Below are 26,751 nucleotides of genomic sequence, written 5' to 3'. Positions count from 1 at the left end.
GTATATTTCCTGCCAATCACCGTATTCACTCGACGATCGTCCGTGTCAGAACCCGCTCCCGCCCCCTCTTTCCTGGATCCCTACCTCGGGGGCGAGCGCTATTTGCAGCAATTATCGATCGATTGCGTGATCCTGGGGTATAGCCAGCGAGCGCTGAAAGTCCTCATTCCCAAACTGGATCTTGCCGAAGACATCCGCCTCCTGCCCAGCGGCTTCCTTCTCCGCGAGGAGGACATTGCTGCGGCGGCGCGCAGGATAATAGAGCATCGTACGGGGATCGACGCATTTTACCTGGAGCAATTCCGGGTGTACGGCAGTCCGGACCGTATCGAGCAGCCCTTCTTCAACCGCTTGCTCGGTCTGATGCTCAGAAAGCAGGGAAGGAGCACGGATGAGATCAAACGCATGCAGTGGCTCGATCAGCGGTTCGTGTCCATCGGCTACTACGCTATCGTTGACCTGTCCAGCGTCCGGCCCCGCAGGACGGCCATCGACGCGGCGATCGAGTGGGTGGCGGTAGATGAGCTGCCCGATCTCATCCTCGACCACAACGAGATGGTGGCCGCGGCCCTGGATACCGTCCGGCTCCACTTTGACGATCGCCACCTTGCCTTTCATCTACTGCCCGAGCAGTTCACCATGAAGGAGGTGCGACAGGTGTACGAAACCGTCTTCGGCCGCCAATTCTCCCGCACCGCCTTTCAGAAGAAGGTCTTAGATATGGGCGTACTGGAGCGGACAACCAAGAAATTCACGGGAGCTCCCAACCGCGCTCCTTACCTCTACCGTTTTCCCGCTCGCAACAAATGCCGTAGCCACCATTCCGCTACCTAAAGCGTACGTTGCATGCAGACACTGTTGTCCATGGTCCGGTAGGGACCGTAATTCTCGGCCATGCGCGTGAAGCCGTACTTTTCGTAGAGCCGCACCGCCGCCGTTTGTCGTTTGCCCGTTTCGAGGACCAGCCGCGAATAGCCCAACTCCCGGGCCCACTTTTCCAGTTCCTCCAGCAGCTCGACGGCGATGCCCTGGCCGCGGTAGCCCTCGGCGGTGTACATCCGCTTGACCTCGAGGGTAGTAGGGTCGTAAGGTTTGAGCGCGCCGCAGGCTACGGGTTTTCCGTTCTTCTCGCCCACCACGACGTAGGGGATGTCGTCCGAGCCATTAAATTGGTCGTAGAAGGCGTGGTCGTCACCGTCGGTTACGGTCAGGAAGCGGTCGAGCTCCCGGACCAGCGCCCGGTAGCGATCGTCGTCGTTGGTGGTGCGGTGGAGGGTCATTCGTATCCTTGTAAACGTTGCCAAAAATCGCGGGCCATGGCTTTTTCGTCGATGTCGGTGTAGAGCCAGATTTGCCGCAGGGTGTTTTCGGGCGGGGTAGTGACCTGGATCTCAGTGGCCTGCCCGGTTTTCAGATAGGCCTGGAGGAGCGCCACGTCCCACATCGTCCATTGCTTGGCATCGGGCGCGAAATTCACCCAGCGTTGCTTCAGGTACTCGCCGACGGGGCCGCTTTGGTCGAGGCGGGCAAAGGTGCTGTCGCGCCCGAACTGGTACTGCACGGCCGTGGACGTGGGCATAACGTGCAATTCCAGTCCCTCGGCATTCAGCAGATAATTGGCCGCGTTGAGGTCGCGGCGGATATTGAATTCGTCTTTATTCCAGAAGCCGCCGGCGGTATCGTACTGAAAGCCGAGCACGTAGGCCCGGATGTGTTCGGTGATCTCCGGGGCCAGCGCGATGGCTGAGGCCAGGTTCGTACTCGCGCCGATGCACATCACCGTGAGTTTCTCTTTACCTGCGCTCGCCGCCCTGGCCTGCTCGATAATGAACTGCGCAGCCGGGCTATTGCGCGGTTCGTAGCCGCCCCAGGGCATGCCCATGATGCTGTCGGCTCCGATGGGGTGGGGGAGGTCGGTGCGGCCGGCAATGGCGAGTAGTTCCTCGTTGAGCCGCTGGCTTTGGTGAACGGTGCTGTCGCCGGAATACTGGTGGAACCACTGGGCGGAATTTAAGCCTACCCAGTCCACGCTATTCTCGTCGAAGAGGTAGGCGATGGCGTAAAGGTCGTCGATCTCGTTAGCGGTATCGGCGTCCAGGATGAAGGGGGCGGGAGCCTCGGATTGCGCGATGGCGTGTAGACTGTAAGCAGTGAACAGGACGAGGAAGAGTGGGTGGCGCATATCCGGGGGTGGGTGCGGTTGAGTGTTGCAAGGTAATACGTGGAACTGGAGGTCCTCCACCACGTATTCGCAGTACCGCCCCACTTGCTCGCCGAGTCGGACCCGGGTCGAACACCTCCGGTGTGAGCGGGGGAAGCCTATCGGGTTTCGAAGGATTTGTTGGACCGAAGGTTCTCCACCTGCTGCATGGCGATCAGGCAGCAATACCGGAAAACATGGGCCGATATTCCGGGTGCACCCAAGTACCGGGCCAGTCCTGCCAATGAGCGACCAGACCGGCTTTCACCGGGTTATTAAGCACGTACCACATCACGCGCATAAACTTGCCGCTCCGAATTCGGCGATCAAAGTAGGTCTCCGCCCAAAATGGTTTTCCCGTTCGCTTTAGCAGGCGATTTGCCTGCAGTGCAGTAAAATTTTTGTGTCGCTTAACGATGTTGCCGAACGGAATTTCGTCTTTGCAAGGGCCGTTGGAGAGTACGGTGTGTACGTGATTGCCCATAATACAGACCGCCCACAAAAAGATTTCCTCTTGGTGGTGAAGGTATTGCCAGGAGTCTAACACCAATCTGGCGATCTCTGGCCGTTGGAGGTAGAAGGGTCCCCGTTGCGTTTGGTGCAGTGCCTTGTCCGTCAGCATTTCGTACTTGGCCTGAATTTCCCAGCGGCCCGCGCGATCGACTTCTGCCCGCCAGCGGGGTGGCGCCTGGGCAACCGTTCGTTCTAGTTGTTCCAGCAGGAGGTCGCGCTGCTCTTTTATGGCCCGTATTTTTCTCAGGGGAATACTTCCGGCTAGCCGGTAGGTGAGGTGAAAAACTTGATGATCCAGGGGGTCGTGGGGAAGTTTACCGGGCATGGCAATCTTGGTGGGTGAAAAAATAGATCAATAATAAACAAAATGTTTGTTAAATAGGGCGTAGTCGGACCGGAGGGCCTCCCCCCGGGTGCACGATGGCGATGCAGAACTGTGAGTGTGCACAAACCGTCCCGGTCCGCTAGCTCGTTGAGTCGGACACGGGTCGAACACCTCCGGTGTGAGCGGGGAACGATTTCCTACGTGGTAGAGCATAGTCGGACCGGAGGTCCTCCGCCCGAGTGCACGATGGCGATGCAGCATTGCGGATGGGCACAAACTGTACTGATCCGCTAGCTCGTTGAGTCGGACCCGGGTCGAACACCTCCGGTGTGAGGGGGAAACGATTTCCTATGAGGTGGAGCATAGTCGGACCGGGGGTCCTCCCCCCCGAGTGCACGATGGCGATGCAGCATTACTGTTTGGCACAAACCGCCCCGATCCGCTAGCTCGCCGAGTCGGACCCGGGTCGAATACCTCCAGCGTGAGGGGGAAACGATTTCCTACGTGGTGGAGCATAGTCGGACCGGAGGGCCTCACCCCGGGTGCACGATGGCGATACAGCATTGCGGATGTGCACAAACTATCTTGGTCCGCTAGCTCGCCGGGTCGAACCCGGGTCGAACACCTCCGGTGTGAGTGGGGAAATACGTATCGGGTTAGGGTGATCAGAGCCGGGCCAGAAGTCCTCGACCCGAGGTTATTGTCCCGACACTCCTACAAGTATACTCGTAGTACCGGCCAGCGACCTAACCGGAATGGGCACGGGTCGAACACCTCCGGTGTGAGAGAGGAAAAAACGTATCGGGTATAGGTCAAGGAAGGCAGACCTGGAGGTCCTCCACCCGAGTTTTTCGTCCTAATTGTCCTCCACCTGGATTTATCAGGCCGAATACTATTCCGCCGAAGACTCAATACCGTACCGCAACCCAATACCCAGCCCCGGCATTAAATCGCCCGTCAGCGACAGGTACCGGCTGATCTGGTATTGAAACTGCAGCGAGGGAAGCGGGGTGGTGCGGAAGAATGGGAGGTTATTATGCTGGAAGCTTGTCTGACTTCCGGAGGGAAGATCGTCACCCAACGCAATGAATGACGTTTGGGCATCGCGGGTGCTCAAAAAGCTGGTGATGCCCAGGCCCGCGGATACCCGGAATCGCCGCCGCCGGAAGAAAGTGTACTGAATGGAGAGGGTGCCGATCAGCCGGCGGTCTGACCGGGTACGGATCAGCGTGGCTTCGTTCGGGGCATGGAGTTCTTCGAAGACGCCGGACAGCTTTTGGTAGTTTTCAGTGCCGGAAACTATTCCCAGCAAGCCACCGCTCAGGCGGATGCCATTCGGAAATTGATGCCCTACCTCCAGGAAAATACTACGGAAGTTGAACGCGTAGGTTTGCTTTGCGAATCCGGTCATGCCGCCCACGTACAGAGTGTCCGGCCCGTTGCCGGAGGAGATTATTCTCATTTGCTGGTTCGGTTGCGTCGGTTCTTGCTCCAGGGCATAAGCGATGTATCGCTGTCGTGTAGGCACGACCAGCAGGCTGCCACCCACCTCCCAGCGCGGCGACATCTGGACCTCTTTCGGTACGCGATGAAAGGTCCACTTCCTTTCCGGTTGCGGGGTATCCGTTGCCGGCGTGAAAGACATCGCCGGGACCGGCAAACGGGAGGTGAAATTGACGCTACTGCGGCTGGTGATCGGCTGGACGGGATAAAGCATACTGGCTGTCGGAACGGCGGGCGTGACCCGGCGTGGGTCCAGCGGGCTAGTGGAACGCACTACTTCCGAGTTTTCCTCAGCCTGGTCTTCAGATGTACGAAGCGTGCCCAGCGGCTTGGAGTCAGCAGATAGCGGTGCTCCGTCACGCAGGTCGGGTGTCTTTTCCTCTTGTTCTGCGTAACCATGGGAGGCAGGAGGTGGGCTCGTTTTCAAGACACCACCCACATGCTCCGTAGGGGGCTCTTCGTTCTGGGCAGCTGCGGCCAGCGTGGTACGCTCCGGGACGGAAGCTTCCGGGCAGGGAGCGGTGGCCATTGGTGGCGTGGAAGGGGAGCCGCCGTTGATCGACAGTAGTAGGTATACGGCCAGCCCGCCGGCCAGCAGTCCGCTGAGAAATCCCCAACCGAATAGGGACTTCGGGCGGTTCTCATTTTCGGGGCGGTTCAAATCCTGGTGGATGCGCTCCCACCCGCCCTCCGGGGGCGTGACGGGGAAGGTCCGCCGGTGGCTTTCGCGGATACGGTCTTCGAGATTACTCACGGTCGGATGGATTGTCGGGGATGAAGTATTGATCGACGATTTTGCTCAGGGCACGACGGGCCTTCGCGAGATTACTCTTGGAGGTGCTGACGCTGATGCCCAGCCGCTCGGAGATCTCGGGATGACTGAAACCCTCCACCACGTACAGATTGAATACGAGCCGGTAGCCCGGACTGAGGCGCTGCACGATGCACAAGACGTCCTCCTGTCCCAGATCCCTGACCGCTTCGTTCGCTACGGAGGGCTGGGTAGCGGGCATGATTCGCTCCAGTAGCGAGCGCCGCCGTTTGCGGGACCGGTAGTAATCGATGCCGGTGTTGACGATGATGCGCCGGAAAAAGAGGTGGAAATTTCCGGCGAACGGCTGGTCCCCTAAAGCCCGGAACAATTTCAGGAAGGCATCGTGCGTGATTTCCTCCGCCTCACTACGGTCGGTAGCGTAGTGCAGGGCTACGGACAGGGCGAAGGGATACATCCGCTCGTACAACCTGCGCTGGGCACCCGCCTCGTTGCGGCTGCACCCCTGCAGGAGATCGGCCAGCTCCGGCGGCGGAATCTCGTACGAGGCCATATGGGGTTTAGGTATCATGTAGTCGGGTCGGGGTGGAGGTACCACGGATGGGGAAAGTTTTTCCGGTCGTAGGCAGGACGAACGGAAACCTTTAGCGGACGCCTCGGTAACGAAAATTCACCCGTGATCACACCAACCCCTCCTCCAGCCGAGCCCGCCAACGCGGAAAACCATCCACGAAGTCCGAGCCAACCTGCTCGTGGCGTACCGACCAAAAGGTGTAATCGAACGTATTCGCACGGCGATAGGCCTGACGGCCGGTGGCATTGAGTTGCTCGACTTCCTGCCTGACCAGGGCGAAGTGATCGGTCAGGGTGCCGGCCTCCCGCGGAATGCTCCAAACGTAGGTGGCGTGACTGTCCAGCAACTCCAGGACAAAGTGGTGCATTCCCTCGCCGCGAATGACAAAGAAGAAGCCGAAATTAGGGCTCAGCACGAAGCGCAGTTTCTGTCCCCGCTCGTGCCGGTCGACCAGGTAGGTCAGCTGGCGCGCGTTGCGGACGGAGCCGTCCCGCAGAATTTCCTCCAGTAGCTCCCGGCCCGGTGGGGGGAGCAGCGCATGCACCGGATCGTCGTCGGCCGACCGCTCCCAGAGATCCTCGGGCGTGAAAAGTCGTTTGTCGGGGTCGTCCTGCCGGATAAATTGCCGGAGCGTTCGGGCCCGCAACACCTCGATCAGGCGCTCGTCGATACGCGCGACCTCCGCCGAGGCCACCCGGGCGAGTCGCGGTTCGCCTCCCCGGTCGAAGCGGAGTTCCGCCGTAACGACCGCCGTCGTGCGTCGTAGAGCCCGGGCGAAATACGGGCGAATGGCATCGAATTCCTTGACGATCGCCGCGTTCGGGATCCGAAAGGGGAGGTCCGGCAGCTCCGCTGAAGCGTACGTGCCCGCCACGTACCCGTCCCCGAACGTAAGCTGATCGATGGGAACGGTAAAGCGCAGCGACCGACCGGCCACCCGGTTTGGGGCTTCCACCGGTCCACCGATGGTGACCGGTGGGAGGGTAGGTTGCTCGTCCGTGACCGCCGTGAGCGGTAGCCGGCCCGCTTCGTAGTAGCTCAGTTGGCTGCAGAACGCTGCCCGCTCGAGCGGAGCGAATTCAATACGCGCGACCGGTGCGCGGGCGGGCCGGTCCGGCTGGAAATCCTCGGGGTCGGCCTCGAAGTCGGATACCCTTGCATACAGGGTCTTCGTATTCCGGTCGTAGGCCGTCATTTCGATCGCCCAGTAAAATTCTTCCCGTTCCCGCAGGCGAAAGGTCCCGGCCCCGAGGTTGGTTTGCGACCAGGGTACGGCCACCGTCCGGCTGAAAAGCAGGGCATCGGGGGTCGGTCTGACGGTGATGGATGAAGACACGTTTAGGGGATAGAGGGCCTGGCCTCCCCAATATAGGACAGGCGTGCGGTATGTTACCGACCCCCCCTCCCGCCGTTACGCGCGGGGACGAAAGTTCCGGCCCCTGTCCGCCTACCTTGTCCTTCTATCAGTGAAGCCCCCATGCGTCTTTCTCTTTTTTGCTTCCTTGTCTGTACGTTGTGTCCCTTGCTCCCCCTTTCGTCGCAGTCCGGGCCCGTTATCGACTCGCTCACTCCCCTAGCCGAGGAGGTCGAGCGCTACGGCAAGTTCGAGCTGGCCGTCCACGTCCGGGCGAGCTTTGAAAACCCCTACGATTACGACCAGGTGGCCGTGCGGGCTACCTTTTCGGGGCCCTCCGGTCAGACGGTTGCCGTCGACGGCTTTTTCTTCCAGCCCTTCGACCTGGATGCCACGACCGGCACCCTATCTCCCACCGCGGAATCGGGCCACTTCGGTATTCGTTTCTCGCCGGGGGAAGTCGGGGAATGGAGCTTTGCCGTCACCCTGGAGGACGGCAACGGAACGAGCGAAGCCGTCACCGGTACCTTTACCTGCCGCGCTAACACCGGCCCCCTCAACCGCGGTTTCGTACGCCGCAACGAAACCAACTACCTGAACTTCGACGATGGCCGACAGTACATTCCCATCGGTGAAAACATGGCCTGGCAGAACGGCAACGCGGTGCGGGATTACCGCAAATGGATCGACGGCCTCAGCGACAACGGCGGCAACTTCCTCCGCCTCTGGAACGCCTACTGGGGGCTCGGACTGGAGTGGAAGGCCGGCTACGACGGTTTCGGGGGCCTCCGCCGCTACAAGCAAACCAACGCCCGCTACCAGGATTGGCTCTACGACTACGCCGCCGAACGCGGCCTGTACGTCATGCTGTGCCTGCAGTACCACGGCCAGGTGTCCACCCAGGTCAACCCGGCCTGGCAGGACAATCCATACAATGTAGCCAACGGTGGGCCGATCAGCCGGACCCAAGACTTCTTTACCGACCCGACCGCCATCGCCCACGCCAAGAACCGGTTCCGCTACGTGGTCGCCCGCTGGGGATACTCCCGGAACATCATGGCCTGGGAACTTTTCAATGAGGTCGGCTGGACGGACGGTTACGAGGAAATTACCGAAGACGTAGCCGCCTGGCACGTTGAGATGGCCCGGTACCTCAAGGAGATCGATCCCTACGGACACCTGGTGACCACCAGCTTCGCCGACGAAGCCCACGGCGACGACGTTTGGTCAGACCCGAACATCGACCTGACCCAAACCCACTTCTACGTCAACAGCGGCAACATCGAGCGGGCACTCGTCGGTGGGGTTCGTCGGTACCTGGATACCTTTGCCAAGCCTACTCTCGTCGGCGAGTTCGGACTGGGTGTCGATCGCAACCTGGTACAAACCGATCCGGATGGACGCTACGTCCACAATTCCATTTGGGCGGGCCTATTCGGCGGTGGGGCGGGCTCGGCCATGAGCTGGTGGTGGGACAACTACATCCACCCTCAGAACCTCTATCCCCACTTTAAAGGCCTGGCCACCGTGGCCGCTTCCGTTCCCTTCCTGGAGGGGGATATGGCGCCCATTAAGGCCTATGTGCGCGGTGCCCCCGGCGACGTGATCCTCACCCCCACCCTGGGCTGGGCGTCGATTGCCGACGATACCATGCAGATCTCGCCCGAGGAGCAGATTACGCCGCGGCTCAGCTATTATCTGTACGGCTCCGCCTACAACACCGAATACCGCTCCCCGCCCATCTTCGTGGCGGATTTTCCCGCCGCCGCGGACTTCACCGTCTCCACCGGCGATGAATCGGGAGTCTCCCCCGGCCTGGCGATCTACGTTGACGGACAGCAGGTCCTCACCTCCGCCGCCCTCGTCAATCAGAAGTACACCGTTGCGATCCCCGCCGGCCACCATACCATCCGGGTCGATAATCCGGGGACCGACTGGATCAGCATCAAATCCTACACCCTGGGCAGGGTGGGCTCACGGGTCGACGCCTACGTTCTGACCACCATCGATGGGCAGACCGCCGCCGGCTGGGTGTTTAACCACCGCTACAACCACGAATTCATTGCCGAAAACAACGGTCCGCCAGAGCCCGTATCCGGTGGTGAGGTCGTGGTCCCGGATATGCTACCCGGAAACTATCTGGTGAACTGGTACGACTGCCTGACCGGCCAGATCATCGACAGTGCACCCGCCTCGGCCGGAAGGGACGGGCTGATCTTCGGCGTACCGGATTTCGCCTGGGATCTGGCGTTCCGCATTTCCGCCGGCCCGACTACCGCGGTGCGTTCCCCACTGGCCGGTCCCTATCCGTTACGTCTCTACCCCAATCCCGCACTGCCGTCGGAAAACGTCCGGCTTGACTTGCCTTCCCCCCGCTCGGCGGAGGTGCGTCTCTACGACCGGGTAGGCCGGTTGCAGGCCTACTACACCGACGTGATCGGCAACACCGGTATCCGTCTACCCGAGTACCTGATGGCCGGTATGTACTGGGTTTCCGTCAGCCAGGGAGGGATACAGGTCGCCGCCCCGCTGCGGGTGGGCCGCTAATTCTGATGGAGGTAGTGCGAAGGACTGACTCCGTATACCTTCTTAAACTGGGCGCGGAATGATTTGAGATCATTATAGCCGACCATATACGTCACGTCGGCAACGTTGTACTGTCCGGTTTTCAGTAGTTGAACCGCTCGCTGTAAGCGAAAACTGCGGATCAGTTGGTTCGGCGTGTCGTCGGTCAGCGCCTTAATTTTCCGGTACAGTTGCATCCGGCTCATGAAGACGGCCTCCGCCAGCTGCTCGACCCCGAAGGAACTGTTATCGATGTTCGCCTCCACGGTTTCCTGCAGCTTGCGGAGGAAATCCTCGTCCAGGTTATTCAGCACGGCCCCCTTCGGGCTGAGGGTAATATTCTTTCCGAAGTGCTCCCGCAGGCGTTGACGGCTGTTCACCAGGTTTTCGATCCGGGCCCGGAGCAATTGGAGATTGAACGGCTTGGTGACGTAGTCATCCGCCCCCGTTTGCAACCCGTCCAGCTTAAACAGGAGGGAGGTACGGGCCGTGAGCAGGATAACGGGGATGTGGCTGGTGTGAATGTTGGTTTTCAGCCGGCGGCACAGTTCGATACCGTTCATTTCGGGCATGGTGATGTCGGCGAGCACGAGATCGGGAAGGTCGCTCTCCGCCCGTTGCAATCCCGCGGCTCCGTTTTCGGCCTCCAGTACGGTATAGCGTTTTTCCAGGTTTTCCCGCAGGTAGGACCGGATGTCTTCGTTGTCCTCCACGACGAGCACTTTGACGTCGTTTCTCGGCGCCTGCACGAGGCCTTCCTGCACTTCGGCATCGGATGCGGCGAGCTCCAGGTAGCGGCTGATGTCTTCGCTGTCGCGGAAGTTTTCGATCTTCTGCCCGGGGGCGAAGTGGGCGTCCCCCAGCCGTAGAAGGACGGTGATGCGCGTCCCCTTATTCAGCTCGCTCTCCACTTCGATCTTGCCTCCGTGAGCTTCGGTGATCGCTTTGGCTAGGGCCAGCCCGATGCCGGTGCCCCCGTCGGTGCCGTAGTGATCCGCGGCCTGGTAGAAGCGGTCGAAGATATAGGGCAACTGCTCGGTGGCGATACCCCTTCCGGTGTCGGTGATGGTGACTTTCGCGAAGCCCGTATCGGCTACCGTGCTCTCTTCGAGGTGGACGGTCACCCTCCCCCCCGCCGGGGTGAATTTCAGCGCGTTGGAAAGGATGTTGTAGAAGACCTTTTCGAGCTGATCGCGGTCGTAGGTGAGCACCACGCGGGGCCGCGCGGTGGTGGAGGTGAGCGCCACGCCCTGCTCGTCTGCCAGGCTCTGGAAGGACAGGACGATCTCCTCCAAAAAACGGACCAGGTTACCCTCCGCCACGCGCAGGCGTAGCAAGCCCGCATCGTTCTTCTGCACGTCCAGCAACTGATTGATCATATGGTGCAGCCGTCCGGCATTACGTAACATGCGGGCGTAGGTTTTATGTAGGCGACCGTTCGTGCTTTCCTCGCGCAATAATTGCTCCAGCGGACTGAGGATAAGGGTCAGCGGCGTGCGTAGCTCGTGACTGATATTGGTGAAGAAGCGGACCTTCAGCTCGTTCAGTTCCTCCGCCTTTTCCCGCTCTACCCGCGCCAGCTGCAGGCGGTGTTGCAGCCCGGCCCGCATCTGGACGAAGCGGATGACCAGGAAAAGCAAGCCCGCCGCCGCCGCTACGTACAGCAGATAGGCCCAGGTGGTTTTCCAGAAGGGGGGATGGATCACCAGATCCAGGCTGACCGGGTCGCTCCAGGCGCCATCGTTGTTGGCCGCCTTCACCGAAAAGGTATAGTTGCCGGGCTGCAGATTGGTATAGTGGGCCACCCGGGCATCGCTGTCGGTGTATATCCAGTCGTGGAAGCCCTGCAGACGGTAGGCATACCGCAAAAAGGGGCTCTCGCCGATCTTGAGTCCGACGAACTCGATGGAGATCATATTGTCGCGGTGGCTTAGTTCCACGCGTTCTGTCGCACCGATAGTTCGGGTCAGTATCGTGCGTCCGTCGGGCATTTCGCCGACCGGTACGGATTGGTTGGCCAGCCGAAAATCTTTGATGGCTACCTGCGGGGCCACCGTATCCGTCAGCAGGTCAGGGGTAAGCAGGTAGCTCAGCCCGAGCGATCCCCCGAAGGCGAGCTGCCCACCCGGCAGATTGACCGCGGCATCGTCGTAAAAGAATAGATCCTGTAGTCCGTTGTTGGTTCCGAAGTTCTTCACCGAGGTATCCCGCGCGGTGAGGTGGATCCGCGAAAGCCCCTGCTTGGTGCTGACCCACAGATCGCCGTTCCGGTCCTGGGTGATGGCCTGTACGAAGGCATTGTCCAGCCCGTCTGCGGTATCGATATTGTCAAATCCCCCGCCGTCGTCCCGCAGCCGGTTAAGGCCGTTCTCCGTAGCAACCCATAGTGCTCCCGAGGAATCCGTGTAAAGGCTATTAATAAAGTTACTGCTCAGGCTACGTTCCCGCCCCGGCGCGTAGCGGTACTGCCGGATCAGGTCCAGGCCGCCCGCCCCCGCCCGGTAGCGGAGTTTGAGCAGGCCCTCGCCCCGGGTTCCGACGTACAGGTACTCCACGTCCCCTTCCGTACGCAGGTGGAGGTGCACGTTATTGCTGGCGGCCAGATCCAGGGTCAGATCCCGCGTCATGCGGTAGTTGATCAGCCGGTTGCTATCCGCATCGTAGCGAAAAAGCCCCCGGTCCCACGCCCCGAGCCAGATACCGCTGTTGCCTTCGGCGATGGACATGAGGTAAAGTTGCGTGCCCTCCGCGGCCGGTACGGGGGCGGCGGTGAGCTCCTGTACCCGCTTTCCCTTACGTACGCGCTCCAGCAGGTCTTCCTCCCGGAAACCGATCAGGCCCGTCCCCTGGGTGGCGATCCACAGTTTACCGTCGCGATCCCGCAGAATTCCCGAGGCGAATCCGGCCTTACCCCCGCCGTCCCGCATGCGCAGGCGTAAGGTCGTCGCGGGCCGGTGCCGGCCCGTGGCGGGGTCGAAGGACTGAAAGTGCAGGCCGTCACCCCGGGTGGTCAGCCACAGGGCATTTCCCCGGGATGCGGTGGTCATGGCCGAGATGTTCCGGTCGTTGGATTGCTCCGTCGCGGTCGGATTGATGGTGGCGAACTGCCGGGGCCGGCGGTCGATGTAGTTCAGTCCGCCCTCCGTGCCGATCCACAGTCGGCCCCCCGTACCGCCGTACAGCGCGATGATCACGTTGTCGTTCAGGTTGCCGGGTTGGGTAGGGTTGGCCAGGATGCGTTCGAACCGACCGGTCGCCACGTCCATCCGGTTCAGCCCGTCGTTCGTACCCACCCACAGTTCGCCGGGACGATCCTGCCAGATATTGGCGACATCGTCGGTCGTCAGGCTGTGGGGGTCATCGGGCAGGTGATGGTAGAGCTTCAGCGCAAAGCCGCCGGGGGCGGTCGAATCGGGGCGAAAGCGTAACAAGCCCTGTTTCGTACCCAGCCAGAGATGTCCCGGCGAGTCCACGACACTCTTAATGGCCAGGGTGAAATTTTGCCGCAGGAAGGTCGTGCCACCTTCGGCCAGTTCCGTGGGAACCTGCGAGAGGTCGTATTGCACGAAGTAGTCCGGGCTACCGTCCGCCTGGCGTACGAGCCGGTTCAGGCCCGTGTCGGTACCAATCCAGAGCGTGCCGTCTTCCTCTTCGTGCAGGCTGGTGATGAAGCTGTGGATGAGCGTACGCCGGTCGTTGGGAACGTGCTGGTAGAGGGTAAAATCCTCGGTATCCGGATCGAAGCGGTTCAGCCCGTTTTCGGTAGCGATCCACAGGTAACCGAATCGGTCCTGGAGAATATCCGATACGTTGTCGTGGTTGAGGCTGTTCGCCGTATCGGGATCGCGACGGTAGGGAATCAGTCGGTCCTGTTCCCGGTCGTAGCGGTAGAAGCCCCCATTGTGGGTACCGATCCACAGTCGCTGTTGGCGGTCTTCGTAGAGGGTGGTGATCTTATTGGTGACCAATCCGCTGTCCAAATTTCGCCCCTGCTGGTAGTGGCGGATGGTATGGCCGTCGTAGCGCAGCAGTCCCGACCAGCTGCCTACCCACAGGTGCCCGCCGTGATCCTCCAGCAGGCAGGTGATGAAACTACGCGAAAGGACATTATCCACCGGAAAGCTGGCGATGATGGGCGATCCGCCCGGTTGCGCCGCGAAGGGGCCCGGTAACAGGAGGCTGGCGGCCAGCAGACATCGAAAAAGGAAGCGTGGGAACAAACAGATACGTTTTGCAGCGGGTGATCGACGGAACGACAACCCAATATACGACCTTGTATCCAGCGGTTCGGACCCACCCTTCAGAAGTCACGAAGAAGACAAGCCGGGCGGCGGGGCGCAGGTAAAAGGTTTTTCACGCAACCGGAAACCCGCGTAAACCCTGGGGTTTTGCCCGTGTAACGAATACCCCCCCTATCCGTTACGAACCCCCCTGCCCGGCCAGCCGGCCCTATTCGACATTTGATCCACTCCAGCCGTCCCCTCCCCGGAAGGGGCGTCCGGGATTGCTTCATACCTACCGCTTTCGGTACGCCGTATGCAACTGTAGACGATCATGCACGGAATCATGTCAATCCATCGGGTATTTCTCGCCTGTTTGCCGACGGCGCCTTTACCTGCGCTCGCCGCCCAAACCGATCGCCCCGAACCCGTTGCCGGTAACGTCACGATCCAGGACCGCGAGCCGGTGCACCGGCGACGGTGCAACATCCTTTGCAGCTGATTTCACTACCCCGACCGGGCTACGCGGTCCCATACATTTTCGCTAGAGAAACTTAAGATGTATATGAATTCCACTATTCGCGCTTCCCTGTTTACCGGTTCTCGCCACTTTCCCTTCAGTCTGGCCCTCTTTCTGGTCAGTCTGTGCATGGGTGCGAATTTGTCCGCGCAACAGACCGTCGTTACCGGCACGGTGATCGACGAAGAAGGCCTTTCGCTGCCGGGCGTCGCGATCCTGGTCGAGGGCACCACCAGCGGCACGACGAGCGATCTGGATGGAAACTACCGGATCACTACCGCCGCCGACGGAGAACTCACCTTTTCCTTCCTGGGGTACCGGCGGCAAACGATTGAGGTCAACGGCCGATCCCGGATCGACGTAACGATGAGCGAGGCGATCTCCGAGCTGGACGAGGTGGTCGTTACCGGATACTCCACGATCAAGCGTTCCGACCTGGTCACGGCCCACACCTCTCTGGATACCGAAGACCTGGAGCGGACCGTCAACCCAACCCTGGAACAGGCCCTGCAGGGTCGGGCCGCCGGGGTGCAGGTCACCCAGAACACGGGACAGCCCGGCGGCGGCATTTCCGTTAACATTCGGGGGATCAGTACCATCAATGGCAACACCCAGCCGCTCTACGTAGTGGACGGGGTGCAAATGCAGGTCAATCAGATAGAGTTAAGTGCCCAGAGTGCCGCCAACCCCCTGGCGGGCATCAACCCTTCGGACATCGCTTCGATCGAGGTACTGACCGGACCGGTAGCGGCCTCCCTCTACGGTTCGCGGGCTACGAACGGCGTGGTGGTGATCACCACCAAGAGCGGGCAGGCGGGCCGTACGAGCATCAAGTACGATTTCGCCTACAGCCAGCAGGCGGAGCCGGAGTATCTGGACGTCATGAACCTGAGCGAATACGCCGCGATGGCAAAGGAGTACACCGCAATCGAGGGCGGGACCCTTCCCGGTGAGTTTGAGGATCCTTCCCTCCTGGGGGCGGGAACTAACTGGCAGAAGGAGCTCTTCAACAACGCCAGTATGTTCAAGCACAACCTGAGCGTGAGCGGAGGCAACGATAAGACGACCTACTACATCTCCGGCGAGGTATTCGACCAGGAAGGGGTAGCCATCGGTTCCGGCTTCCAGCGGTACAGCGGGCTGGTCAAGGTGGACAATCAACTGACGGACCGGCTGAAGCTCAGTTCGAAGGTGAACCTCAGCCAAACGGAAACGCGGCTGATCACCGGACAGGAAAACATCGTTTCCACCGCGCTGCAAATGACGTCCAATATTCCCGTGCGGGATTTCGACGGATCGTACGGGGGAGGAAACCTGGAGAATTCGGCGGCCCAGCAATTCCTTCCGCCCAACCCGATCGGGCTGGCCCAGATCACCACGAACAACCTCATGAAGCGCCAGGCCCTGCTGGGCCTCAATGCCAGCTACGACCTGGGGCGCGGGCTGACCCTATCCGCCGCGGTAAACGCCGATATTTCTAATTCCGAGGGAATGTACTTTCAGCCGCAGTACCAGTTCGGTTTTCAGGAAAGACCGACCGCGACCCTGCAGGAGCGTTCCCAGAGCAGTTCCTACTGGAATTTTCAGCAGATCATTTCCTACTACAAGCAGGTCGCTACCCGGCATACCTTTAACATAGTGGGCGTCCACGAAGCCCAGCGCAGCAACTGGCGTAACGTGTTAGCCGGAATTTCCGATTTCGTCTCCGAGGAAGTCATCGACCTCAATTTGGGGAATACCGAAACGGCAACGGTCGACGGCGGGAAGGGATCGTGGGCGCAGGAATCCTTCCTGGGCCGGTTCAACTACAACTTCGCGGAACGCTATTACGTGATGGCCACCGCCCGCGCGGACGGTTCCTCCAACTTCGGCGCCAACAACAAATGGGGCGTTTTTCCCTCGGCTTCGGTAGCCTGGCGCATCTCCAATGAGCCGTTCTTTAAGATCGGTGCCGTCAGCGAACTGCGGTTGCGCTTCGAAACCGGTCTTACCGGCAACCAGGGCGGCGGCGGCTTCATCTACGGCACGCTGGGCGCCTGGACGACCCCGTGGGGCACCGGCTTTGCCCTGAACCGCTACGCTAACCCCAACTTGCAGTGGGAAGCCACCCAGACCAATAACTTCGGGCTCGACCTGGCCTTCCTGGAAGACCGGATTCAGCTGGAATTCGACTACTACACCCGGCACACAGACGAGCTGCTGACGGAGGCCGCTAACCCCGACTACCTCGGCGTAACCGGAAGTGGAAGTATTGCCAACCCGTACGTGAACGTCGGCTCGCTCCGCAACGAGGGATGGACGGTGCGGCTACAAACAAGAAACATCAATACCCGCAACTTCAGCTGGGCTACGGATTTCAACTTCTCCGTCGTCGATTCGAAAATCCTGTCCCTCAATACCTCTTCCGGCTTTTTCGACCGCACCTCTTGGTGGATGGACAACTGGACCCAGCGGTCCGCGATCGGGCAAGCCCCCTGGCTGTTCTACGGCTTCGAGGCGGACGGGCTGTACGAGTCCCTGGAGGATATCAACAACAGCCCCCTGCCGGTGGACAACGACGGCAATCCGCTGCCCGTTTCCCCCGATGGTATCTGGGTCGGTGACGTGAAGTACCGCGACATCAGCGGGCCGGACGGAGAACCCGACGGGGTCATCGACTCCTACGACCAGACCTTCATCGGCAACCCGAACGCCCGGCAATCGCTGGGACTGACGAATACGTTCACCTACAAGTCCCTCGAATTGAGCGTGCTGTTCACCGGCTCCTTCAACTACGACGTGTACAACTACACCGCCTATGCGGCCACCAACCCCAATAATATCAACCTTAGCCGCAACCTGCTGAACCGGGCGTACGATTTCGCGCGGGTGGAATTGGACGAGGAAGAACAGCCCTACATCGTCAACGCCGGAACCGACGTGCCGCGGATCAACGCCACCGATTTGAACGGCAACTATTCGCGCCACTCCAGCCGGTTTGTAGAGGACGGCTCCTTCCTGCGCCTGAAGAACGTCACCCTGGCCTATAACCTGCCGGCAGCTACGGTGGCCCGTCTCGGATTCGTACAGTCCCTGCGGGTGGCGATTTCCGCCCAGAACCTGGCCACCTTCACCAGTTACTCAGGCTACGACCCGGAAATAGGAGCCTACGTAGGCCGCGACGCCAGCGCCGGCAACCAGGCGGTAGGAGTCGACAACGGCCGGTATCCGTCCGTCCCCCTCTACACGCTGAGCGTCGGACTACAATTTTGATCACGCGTCTGTAAACGATAGAAATTATGCGCGCCATACTTAAAAAAACACTTGCCCTTAGCTTGCTATGCGGGGTGATATATAGTTGCTCCGAGGAATTTCTCATGGTCCCCCCGGAGGACAGCCTGACGGATGCGTCGTTCTATACCAATGACGCGCAGCTAATGGCCGCTACGTCCACGCTCTACAACCTGGTGTGGTTCGACTACAACGATAAGGCCTCGTATAACATCGGAGATTTCCGGGGAGGAACCACCCTGGACGCCTGGAATGACCGGGACAACGTGGAATTCAAGACCACGGCAAGTACCATTGATAACGGAGTGGCCTGGAGAGCCTTCTTCAACGTGATCGGCCAGGCCAACACGACGATGCTGAATATTCGCCAGAGCGAATCATCGGAGTTGTCGGAGGAAGTACGCCGGACCGCCATTGCCGAGTGCCGCTTTATGCGGGCGGTGGCCTACGAACACCTGGTCATGAACTGGGGCCCCGTGCCGATCATCACCAACAATATCGATCTGCTGGAAGACCCGCTGTCGGTCCGTCGCCATACCGTTGAATCGGTCTGGCGATTCATCACGCAGGATTACCTGGCCGCTGCCCGGGACCTGCCGGAATCACGTACCCAGGAAGGCCGGGTGACCAGTTGGTCGGCGGAGGGCATGCTCTCCCGCACCTATCTGACCCGTGCGGGGGTAGCTGGAGCAGGTGGAAACAGAGACCAGACCTATTTGGACAGCGCGAAGTACTATGCACAGCGGGTCATCGAATCCAGCGGAGCCTCTTTACTGCCCGACTACGCGGACCTCTTCACCGTACCCTACGATAACAATGCCGAATCCCTGTTTTCCCTGCAGTGGGCCTTCGCTTCCGGGGAATGGGGCAGCAACAACAGCGTACCGGCTTACCTTACTCCGACCGGTGCCCTCGGTAACGGCGACGGCTGGGGGGGAGCGAAGGGTGCCACCTTCTGGTTGCTCAGTCTGTACGAAGGGTTCGAGCAAATAGACGATATAACCCTGCAGGGTAGAACGGTGGACAGCCGCCTGCACGCTACGTTCATGCTTCCCGGAGGCTATTATCCGGAACTACCCTATGCCGACGCTAACGGCGATCTTGCCGTGGGCTATACGGTACCCGAACCGGGTGGAGATCTGGCCACCACCGTGGATTTTGCCGCCTACAAAAAGTACGTCGTCGGTCGCTTAAGCCCAACCGAGGCCATCTCCCAGCACTACAGCCACGATACCTATATGCTGCGGCTGGCCGAGGTGTACCTGAATTACGTGGACGCGGCCATCGGCAACGACGACGCGACTACCGATCCCATGGCCCTTGACTACTTCAACGCGGTACACGAGCGGGCCACCGGTCAGACGGTGGAGGATGAAGTCTCCGAAATGGACTTGCTCGAGGAACGGGCCAAGGAATTCGCGGGAGAATCCCGCTTTTGGTACGACCTGGTGCGCATCCACTACTACGATCCGGAATTTGCCTACGAGGTCATCGGCAATCAGGACCGCGGGCTATACTCCATCGAACCGGACAATCCGACCGACCCCACCCAGTGGACCATCCAGCACATCAGCTGGGACGCGAACCGCTTCTTCAACGCATCCTCGGCCAACTTCCGGTTGCCCCTCCCCATCAACGAGATCAGTTCGGCCCCCAATTTGCTGGAGGAGCCGGTGGACTACGAATTTTAAGCGACAAAAGATCAGAACATGAAGTTCTTACCTAATCGAACACTCATTTTAGCAACTGCCCTTTTGTTAGTTGCCGTTTTTCTGGGTTGCGAAAAAGACGATTTGATCGACGGGGGTCGACCCAGTATCGAGTACGTACGGGTGACTACGCCCGAAGCGTCGGATTCGCTGGTGGTATCGGCCTTTCAGGGTAGCCTGGTCGCCATTATAGGAAACAACCTGGGCGGTACCGTGGAAGTGTGGTTCAACGACCTCATGGCGGACCTCAACCCCGTATACGTCACCGACCAATCCATTCTCGTGTCCGTACCCAGTGACGTGCCCACGGAGGTGACGAATCAGATCCGGCTCCAATTTGCCGACGGAGGCAGTTTATCCTATGCTTTCGAGGTGGACATCTCCGAGCCCGAAATCAATTCGATGAAATCCGAATACGTCTTCGACGGTGACGTAGCCACGATCTACGGCAACTACTTCTACGAACCCATCACGGTCACCTTTACGGGTGGCCTGGAAGGGGAGGTGCTGCCCGCAACGACGGAGGACGGTCAGATACTCCGGGTCGTGGTACCCGAAGGCGCGGAGGCCGGCCCGATCAGCGTTTCCACGAATTTCGGTACCACCGAGTCCGACTTCTGGTTCCGTGACGATCGGAACATCATCCTGAGCAGTGATCCCTTCACGGGATGGTGGAACATCGACTACGTCGTGGAACCCTCCGAAGTAGGTCCCGGTGACCCCGCGTCGATCAACGGCAACTACATCCGGGTGAATAAAATGATCGGCGCCTGGGAATGGACCGAAGTCGCCGGTGGCGCGGCGGATGCCGTAGGAGAGGTGGCCCGCAACTTTCCGGATGAGGCTATTCAGGACCCCCAGGACTACTTCCTCAAATTCGAGGTAAACACGGTGAAGCCCTACAATAACAATATCGTCCGCTTCAACTTCGGCCTGCCGTCCGAAGTCAACGAGGCCTACTTTTGGCAACCCCCCTACGACAGTCAGGGAGAATGGGAAACGGTCGCGATCCCCCTGGAACAGGTATTTAGTGCCTATTCCAATGAGGGGGTTACCCCCGTGGTGATCGACGAAGGATACTGGACCCGCATTCTGATTTTCGGCGGAAATGCACTGGATGCCGACATCTCCTTCGACAACTTCCGCATCGTACCTAAAACGCTGGATTAATCCGGGCGGATCCTCACCCCCCGCCGCAGGTCGGGATGCTGCGGGCAATCATTTTTCACTGAAGCTTAAAGCGAAATGTCTAAACTAAGCAACCTATTTCTCCTGGCGATCATCCCCCTGACCCTGACGGCCATCCTGTCGTGTGAGGACGATGAAGTGATGCAAAGCACCGAGACGACTTTGATCAGCTTCGGTCCTTCGGGCGTGATGCACGGCGATTCGATTCTGATCATCGGTGAAAATTTGATGCGCGTAAACGCGGTGGAATTCGCCCCGGCGGAAAGGGTCCCGGAAAGCGAGTTCCTGCTGCGGGAAGACAACCGTTTTATGGTCGTCGTACCGCCGACCGCGGAAACCGGACCGATCAAACTGCATACCGACGATGAGGTAATCGAGTCCAAGACCCAACTGAATTTCTCGGTCGCCTATTCCATATCGGACGTTACCGACGAAGCCCGCCCGGGTGCTGATATCACCATTACCGGTAATTTTCTGAACTGGATAGAATCCATCACCTTCAGTAATAATCTGACGGTGGAGGATTTCGTCAGTCAGTCACAGAGCGAAATCGTAGTAACGGTGCCCTGGGAAGCCAGCACGGGTTCCCTGATTTTTCAGGGGGGGGGCTTCGAGCCGCTGACCGTAGAAACCAAGGAAAGCCTGATGGTGACGCTTCCGGCGGTCACCTCCGTCACGCCCCAGGCCGTACGCCATACGGAGGAAGTCACCGTTACGGGTACCGATCTGGATCTTGTCAAAGAGATTATCTTTCCTGGTGACACGGTGATCGCGCGGCAGGATTTTGTATCCGGGTCCGACGAAACTTCCATTCGAGTGAATGTTCCCGCTACGGCGGTAGACGGTCAGATTACCCTGGTGGCCTATTCCGACGTCGAAGTTGCCGTGGAAGAGCTGATTGAAATCATTCTCCCCGTGGAAACTTCCCTTTCGCCCACGCCGGTTCCCGTGGGGGAAGAACTTACCATCACCGGCAGTGATCTGGACCTGGTAGCGAGTTTGGTATTTCCCGGCGTAGCGGATCCCATTACGGAGTTCGTGAGCCAGTCGGCTACGGAGATAAAGGTCATCGTCCCCGAAGGCGCTATTTCCGGATTCATGAAATTCATTACCATTCACGACTATGTGGTGAATCTAGCTACAGAACTGGAATTACCGGGAGAGGGCCCTCCACCATTGTTGCTAACCGTCTTCGACGATAATTTTCAAAACGGTTGGGAAAACTGGGGATGGGTGCAGGTAGACGGTCCCAGCGACGAGCAGGTATTCGACGGCTCCTCCTCGCTAAAGCTTCTGTTTAATTCGGGCGGCGACGCCTGGGAAGGACTCCAGATTGGCAACGGTACGCCCGTGGATGTCTCCGGCTATACCAACCTGGTGTTCTACCTGTACGGCGGTCCGGGATCAAACGACAGTCAGGTGATGCTCAAGGTCAACGACGCCGGGAACGACCCGGGAGCCACCATCAACGTGGTGGAGGGCGAATGGACGGAATATTCCTTTCCCGTCAGCGATCTGAATGCTGCTTCCGGTACCGACAATACCTGGAGTATGATCATCCTGCAGGAGTTCGATCAGGCGGGTGGAGATGTATACGTCGACTACGTGGGCTTCCAATAGTCTGTAACGACGGTCGAGAATGTCCACTTCAAAAAGAATTAGTTCTCAGTTCAGTGATCTTGTGGCAAGGGCCGACGGAAAGCCGTCGGCCCTATTTTTGGACGGTATGCGCCTGTTCGCGGGACCGTCGGGGCGGAACGTCGGCTATCAACGCAGCTGCTCGTGCTTGTCCCCGTATATGCTGGTATTTCACCCGTCAGCTCGCACTCCCGGGACGTAATTCTTCCAGTTGTGCTGCTCTTCAAAGCCGAGTACCTCCCGGATCTTCAGGTTTGAATACAGCCCCTCGTCCGGCTTGAGTTCGCGTTTGAACGGTACACCGGGGAAAAAACGCTCCGCCAGTTCTTTACTGCTGATATCGGGTGCGTTGCCATCGTTGGCGGCGTTGAATATCTCAAAGCCCAGCCCGTCTTTACCGATACAGAGGTCTACGATCTGTCCCAGATCGCGCGCGTCGACGTAATTGAAGGCGTTGCGGCGGCGTACGGCGGGATCTTCTATAAAGCCGGGAAACAGTTCGGCGTACTCGTGCGGCTCAATGACGTTACCGATGCGAAGGGCGTAGATATCATATCCTGACCGCCGCTGAAAAGCGCGGGCCGTCTTTTCATTGACCACCTTCGACATACCGTAGCTGTCCATGGGATCTACGTCGTAGTCCTCGTCGAGGGGGAGGTAGTGCGGGTTGATCTGGCCGTCGGCAAAACAGATTCCGTAGGTAGTTTCCGAGGACGCGATAATGATCTTTTTGACGCCAAATTTGACCGCTGCTTCGATCACGTTGTAGGTACCTATGGTATTGATCCGGAAGGTCTCGTTATCGGGTTTGATCAATATTCTGGGGATGGCGGCAAAGTGGACGACGGCATCAAAATGTGGCACCCCGGTGCCCGCCTCCAGTTCGTCCCGGCCGGCGTATGAACTCATGGCGTCGAACATTTGGCCGGAGTCGGTAACGTCGGCGATCAGGTTGTCTACGCCCGGGTGGTCCAGGGGCTCCAGGTCTACGTTCATCACCCGGTGGCCCATATCGAGTAAGTAGGGAACCACGTGCTTGCCGGCCTTGCCGGATCCGCCGGTAAAGAGTATTCTTTTATTTGTCATTGCTGGTTGGTTGATATCGTTTCGCACCGTGGTTCCATTCGTGGTCACCCGTCTGGCCAAACGGCCATGCGTCAAAGCTACCGTAACACGGTGCTACGTCGGTTTGTGCCGTACGAAAAATCGACCCCCGTTCCTTTATCTTACCTTGCGTTCAAGCCACTCAACCTATGCGCCACTTACTCAGCCTGCTGCTCATCCTATTTTTGCTGCCCCTCGCCGCCCAGGAAAAAGAAGACAAGAAAACCCCCTCCATCGCGGATAAGACCGAAGAAATGGAGCAAAAGGAGGGGTACTTCGACTTCTACTGGAGCGACGAAGAAGGAAAGGTATACCTGGAGATCGACCGCTGGAACGAAGACTTCCTCTACGTCAACAGCCTGGCCGCCGGTCTGGGCAGCAACGACATTGGCCTCGACCGCAACCAGCTCGGCGATACCCGCGTCGTGTTCTTCCGACGGGTCGGACCCAAGGTGTTTCTGCAACAGCGCAACCTCGACTACCGCGCCATCTCCGACAACCCCGCCGAAGCCCAGAGCGTCCAAGATGCCTTCGCGCAGTCGGTACTGGAGGGTTTCAAGGTAGTCGCCAAGACCGACGATCGCGCGCTGATCGACCTCACCGATTTCCTGCTCAGCGACGCCCACGGCGTGGTCAACACCCTCAAGCGCAGCAAGGAAGGAACCTACAAAGTGGACGCCAACCGCAGCGCCCTCTACCCCGACAACACCAAGAATTTCCCGAAGAACAGCGAATTCGAGGCCACCATCACCTTCACCGGCGAGCCCAGCGGACGTAACGTGCGCAGCGTAGCCCCCAACAGCGAAAGCTTCACGCTGCGGATGCACCACAGCTTCGTGGAGCTGCCCGACGATAACTACGAGCCCCGCGCCTTCGACCCCCGCTCCGGCTACTATGCCCGCGGCTACGCCGACTACGCTACCCCCATCGACCAGCCGCTGACGAAGCGCTTCATCACCCGCCACCGGTTGGAGAAGAAGGACCCCGCCGCCAAGCTAAGCGAGCCGGTGGAGCCCATTGTCTACTACCTCGACCGGGGCGCGCCCGAGCCCATCAAGTCCGCCCTGATCGAGGGCGCCCGCTGGTGGAACCAGGCCTACGAGGCCGCCGGCTACACCAACGCCTTCCGCGTGGAGGTACTGCCCGAGGATGCCGACCCTCTTGACGTACGCTACAACGTCATCAACTGGGTACACCGCAGCACCCGCGGCTGGAGCTACGGCAGCTCGGTCACCGACCCGCGCACCGGCGAGATCATCAAGGGGCACGTGCTGCTGGGTAGCCTGCGGGTACGGCAGGACTTCCTCATTGCCCAGGGGATGATCGAAGCCTACGGCGAAGACGGTACCACCCCCGACCCCCGGCTGGAAGAACTGGCCGTGGCGCGTCTGCGGCAACTGAGTGCCCACGAGGTCGGCCATACCCTGGGCCTGTCGCACAACTTCGCGGCCAGCACCAACGACCGCGCCTCCGTGATGGACTACCCCGCCCCCTACGTGACGCTCGGTCCCAACGACGAGATCGACTTTAGCCAAGCCTACGACACGGGCATCGGGGAGTGGGACAAGCAGGCCATCCGCTACGGCTACGAGGATTTCCCGGCGGGAACCGACGAAGCCACCGCCCTGCGGGAAATCCTGGAAGAAACCGAGGAAATGGGCCTGCGCTACATCAGCGACTCCGACGCCCGCCCCCAGGGCAGTAGCCAGCCACAGGGGCACCTGTGGGACAACGGGAGTGACCCCGTAGCGGAAATGGACCGGCTGCTTAAACTCCGCTCCGTAGCCCTGCAGAACTTCAGCGAGAAGAACATCCCCGTCGGTATGCCGCTGTCCGAACTCGAGAGTGTGCTGGTGCCGGTCTACCTCATGCACCGCTACCAGGTGGAGGCCGTGGCCAAGGTCATCGGCGGCTACGAATACGACTACGGCGTGCGGGTAGCGAATGAAAAACCAGCCTACGCCCCCACTAGTCCGGAACGACAGCGCGCCGCCCGGGAGGCCCTGCTGCGGACCGTGGACCCCGAAACCCTGGTAATTCCCAAGCGCATCACGTCACTTATCCCGCCCCCGGCCATGGGCTACGGTCGGGATCGCGAGCTCTTCAACACTCAGAATGGCGGAGGACTGGACCCGCTGGCCATGGCGCAATCGGCGGCCGATAATTCCCTCACCTTCCTGCTGCACCCGGAGCGCCTGGCCCGGGTAGTCGAGCAGCGGACGATGTACGGTGACGTACTGCCCACCCTGAAGGATTACCTGGACGACATCCGGAACACCATCTCCCGACAGGTGAAAGGCAGCAACTGGGCTGGCTACCAGGAGCAGATCGCGCGCATGGTGGAGCGCCGCTTCGTCCACCACCTGATCGGGCTGGCGGCGAATAAGGGCATCAGCGAAGCGGTCAGTTCCGGCGCGCTGGCGCAGGCCATCAAATACCGCGTGACCCCCGACAACTACTTCAACCTGGACGAGCACAGGCTCTACCTGAGTCAGATCGTCAATGCTTATCTGGTCAATCCCGAAAGCTACGAAGCCACCCCGGTCCCCGACCTGCCGGACGGCTCCCCGATCGGGCAGTAGGTTCGTCCGCCGACCGCAGCGTAGCGGAGGTCGTCTGCCGAACCGGGTCGGATTGATATTTACTGTTCCGTCCGGACCCTCGCAGGTCCTATGTCCGTCGCCGGGGGCATCCCAGCACCTCGGAGTGTACCGCGACGCAGGAGCGGTACCTGCGAGTGTGCGGCCCAGGGTTAGTGTCTACCTAAATACTACCGGACCCTCGCAGGTCCTCCGGACACTCCGAGGTCCTATGTCCGTCGCCGGGGGCATCCCAGCACCTCGGAGCGTGCCGCGACGCAGAAGCGGTACCTGCGAGTGTGCGGCCCAGGAGTAGTAACTACCTAAATGCTACCGGACCCTCGCAGGTCCTCCGGACACTCCGAGGTCCTATGTCCCTCGCGGGAGAAATCCCAGCACCTCGGAGTGTACCGCGACGAGGGAGCGGTACCTGCGAGTGTGCGGCCCAGGAGTAGTGTCTACCTATGTACTACCGGACCCTCGCAGGTCCTACGAACACTCCGAGGTCCTATGTCCGTTGCCGGGAAAAGCCCAGCACCTCGGAGTGTACCGCGACGCAGAAGCGGTACCTGCGAGTGTGCGGCCCCACCCAGACCAAAACCCCTTTCAAACATTTTGTTAGTTAATCAAAATTACGTATCTTCGTGCGCGGCCAAAGCGTGATCTTTATGGCGACGGAGCGCAGGTAAAAGCCTGATCCAGGAACCGGCCGCCTTT

At 59.8% G+C, this 26,751-nt stretch carries 15 protein-coding genes; 7 read left to right on the top strand and 8 right to left on the bottom strand.

What is annotated here, in order from left to right:
• The first annotated feature begins 42 nt into the window (after positions 1-42).
• Entirely contained in the window at positions 43-834 is a 792-nt protein-coding gene (locus tag DRW39_RS20430; RefSeq protein WP_198664966.1) for an NUDIX hydrolase, read from the top strand.
• On the opposite strand, the gene DRW39_RS20425 is transcribed toward DRW39_RS20430, so the two are convergent.
• The 6 genes from DRW39_RS20425 to DRW39_RS20400 form a co-directional block, all read right to left on the bottom strand.
• Positions 831-1,280: a GNAT family N-acetyltransferase gene (locus DRW39_RS20425; RefSeq protein WP_116108946.1), complete on the bottom strand. Its 450-nt coding sequence runs from the start codon at positions 1,278-1,280 to the stop codon at positions 831-833. The genes DRW39_RS20430 and DRW39_RS20425 overlap by 4 nt on opposite strands.
• Positions 1,277-2,182: a nucleoside hydrolase gene (locus tag DRW39_RS20420; RefSeq protein ID WP_116108945.1), complete on the bottom strand. Its 906-nt coding sequence runs from the start codon at positions 2,180-2,182 to the stop codon at positions 1,277-1,279. The genes DRW39_RS20425 and DRW39_RS20420 overlap by 4 nt, the downstream gene beginning before the upstream one ends.
• A gap of 193 nt (positions 2,183-2,375) precedes the next feature.
• Positions 2,376-3,038 carry a transposase gene (locus tag DRW39_RS20415; protein WP_116108944.1) on the bottom strand — a complete coding sequence of 221 codons (663 nt, stop codon included), beginning with the start codon at positions 3,036-3,038 and terminating at the stop codon, positions 2,376-2,378.
• Positions 3,039-3,930: 892 nt separating this feature from the next.
• A complete protein-coding gene (locus DRW39_RS20410) occupies positions 3,931-5,295 on the bottom strand; it encodes a hypothetical protein (protein ID WP_116108943.1) in 1,365 nt (454 codons plus the stop codon).
• Positions 5,288-5,866: an RNA polymerase sigma factor gene (locus tag DRW39_RS20405; RefSeq protein WP_157976267.1), complete on the bottom strand. Its 579-nt coding sequence runs from the start codon at positions 5,864-5,866 to the stop codon at positions 5,288-5,290. The genes DRW39_RS20410 and DRW39_RS20405 overlap by 8 nt, the downstream gene beginning before the upstream one ends.
• A 127-nt stretch (positions 5,867-5,993) precedes the next feature.
• A complete protein-coding gene (locus tag DRW39_RS20400; RefSeq protein ID WP_116108941.1) occupies positions 5,994-7,223 on the bottom strand; it encodes a hypothetical protein in 1,230 nt (409 codons plus the stop codon).
• A gap of 186 nt (positions 7,224-7,409) precedes the next feature.
• On the opposite strand from DRW39_RS20400, the gene DRW39_RS20395 reads away from it, so the two are divergent.
• The gene (locus DRW39_RS20395; RefSeq protein ID WP_198664965.1) at positions 7,410-9,788 is read left to right on the top strand and encodes a DUF5060 domain-containing protein; all 2,379 of its coding nucleotides are present in this window, start codon (positions 7,410-7,412) and stop codon (positions 9,786-9,788) included.
• Here DRW39_RS20395 and DRW39_RS20390 read toward each other — a convergent pair.
• Positions 9,785-14,026 carry a hybrid sensor histidine kinase/response regulator transcription factor gene (locus tag DRW39_RS20390; protein WP_157976266.1) on the bottom strand — a complete coding sequence of 1,414 codons (4,242 nt, stop codon included), beginning with the start codon at positions 14,024-14,026 and terminating at the stop codon, positions 9,785-9,787. The genes DRW39_RS20395 and DRW39_RS20390 overlap by 4 nt on opposite strands.
• Before the next feature lie 565 nt (positions 14,027-14,591).
• Between DRW39_RS20390 and DRW39_RS20385 the strand changes: the two genes are divergently transcribed.
• From DRW39_RS20385 to DRW39_RS20370, 4 genes are all read left to right on the top strand, one after another.
• Positions 14,592-17,798 (top strand): SusC/RagA family TonB-linked outer membrane protein, encoded by a 3,207-nt coding sequence (locus tag DRW39_RS20385; protein ID WP_157976265.1) that lies wholly within the window; start codon positions 14,592-14,594, stop codon positions 17,796-17,798.
• A 26-nt stretch (positions 17,799-17,824) separates the two neighbouring features.
• Entirely contained in the window at positions 17,825-19,507 is a 1,683-nt protein-coding gene (locus DRW39_RS20380; protein WP_116108937.1) for a RagB/SusD family nutrient uptake outer membrane protein, read from the top strand.
• An 18-nt stretch (positions 19,508-19,525) separates the two neighbouring features.
• Complete coding sequence (locus tag DRW39_RS20375; RefSeq protein ID WP_157976264.1) at positions 19,526-20,695, top strand: glycan-binding surface protein; 1,170 nt, start codon at positions 19,526-19,528, stop codon at positions 20,693-20,695.
• A gap of 75 nt (positions 20,696-20,770) precedes the next feature.
• Complete coding sequence (locus tag DRW39_RS20370) at positions 20,771-22,333, top strand: IPT/TIG domain-containing protein (protein WP_116108935.1); 1,563 nt, start codon at positions 20,771-20,773, stop codon at positions 22,331-22,333.
• 189 nt (positions 22,334-22,522) lie between these two features.
• On the opposite strand, the gene DRW39_RS20365 is transcribed toward DRW39_RS20370, so the two are convergent.
• Positions 22,523-23,437 (bottom strand): NAD-dependent epimerase/dehydratase family protein, encoded by a 915-nt coding sequence (locus tag DRW39_RS20365; protein ID WP_116108934.1) that lies wholly within the window; start codon positions 23,435-23,437, stop codon positions 22,523-22,525.
• A 167-nt stretch (positions 23,438-23,604) separates the two neighbouring features.
• On the opposite strand from DRW39_RS20365, the gene DRW39_RS20360 reads away from it, so the two are divergent.
• Positions 23,605-26,037 (top strand): zinc-dependent metalloprotease, encoded by a 2,433-nt coding sequence (locus tag DRW39_RS20360; protein ID WP_116108933.1) that lies wholly within the window; start codon positions 23,605-23,607, stop codon positions 26,035-26,037.
• The last annotated feature ends 714 nt before the right edge of the window (positions 26,038-26,751 follow it).

Source organism: Lewinella sp. IMCC34191 (assembly GCF_003390935.1).
Lineage (GTDB): Bacteria > Bacteroidota > Bacteroidia > Chitinophagales > Saprospiraceae > Neolewinella.
The sequence above is the reverse complement of the archived record's forward strand: the minus strand, read 5'-3'. Positions and strand labels throughout refer to the sequence as shown.

What these genes read in the sequence shown, in the direction of transcription:
- DRW39_RS20385 (WP_157976265.1), top strand. Translation starts at nt 14,592, where the DNA reads ATGAATTCCACTATTCGCGCTTCCCTGTTTACCGGTTCTCGCCACTTT.
- DRW39_RS20365 (WP_116108934.1), bottom strand. Translation starts at nt 23,437, where the DNA reads ATGACAAATAAAAGAATACTCTTTACCGGCGGATCCGGCAAGGCCGGC.
- DRW39_RS20375 (WP_157976264.1), top strand. Translation starts at nt 19,526, where the DNA reads ATGAAGTTCTTACCTAATCGAACACTCATTTTAGCAACTGCCCTTTTG.
- DRW39_RS20360 (WP_116108933.1), top strand. Translation starts at nt 23,605, where the DNA reads ATGCGCCACTTACTCAGCCTGCTGCTCATCCTATTTTTGCTGCCCCTC.
- DRW39_RS20380 (WP_116108937.1), top strand. Translation starts at nt 17,825, where the DNA reads ATGCGCGCCATACTTAAAAAAACACTTGCCCTTAGCTTGCTATGCGGG.
- DRW39_RS20420 (WP_116108945.1), bottom strand. Translation starts at nt 2,182, where the DNA reads ATGCGCCACCCACTCTTCCTCGTCCTGTTCACTGCTTACAGTCTACAC.
- DRW39_RS20425 (WP_116108946.1), bottom strand. Translation starts at nt 1,280, where the DNA reads ATGACCCTCCACCGCACCACCAACGACGACGATCGCTACCGGGCGCTG.
- DRW39_RS20415 (WP_116108944.1), bottom strand. Translation starts at nt 3,038, where the DNA reads ATGCCCGGTAAACTTCCCCACGACCCCCTGGATCATCAAGTTTTTCAC.
- DRW39_RS20405 (WP_157976267.1), bottom strand. Translation starts at nt 5,866, where the DNA reads ATGGCCTCGTACGAGATTCCGCCGCCGGAGCTGGCCGATCTCCTGCAG.
- DRW39_RS20370 (WP_116108935.1), top strand. Translation starts at nt 20,771, where the DNA reads ATGTCTAAACTAAGCAACCTATTTCTCCTGGCGATCATCCCCCTGACC.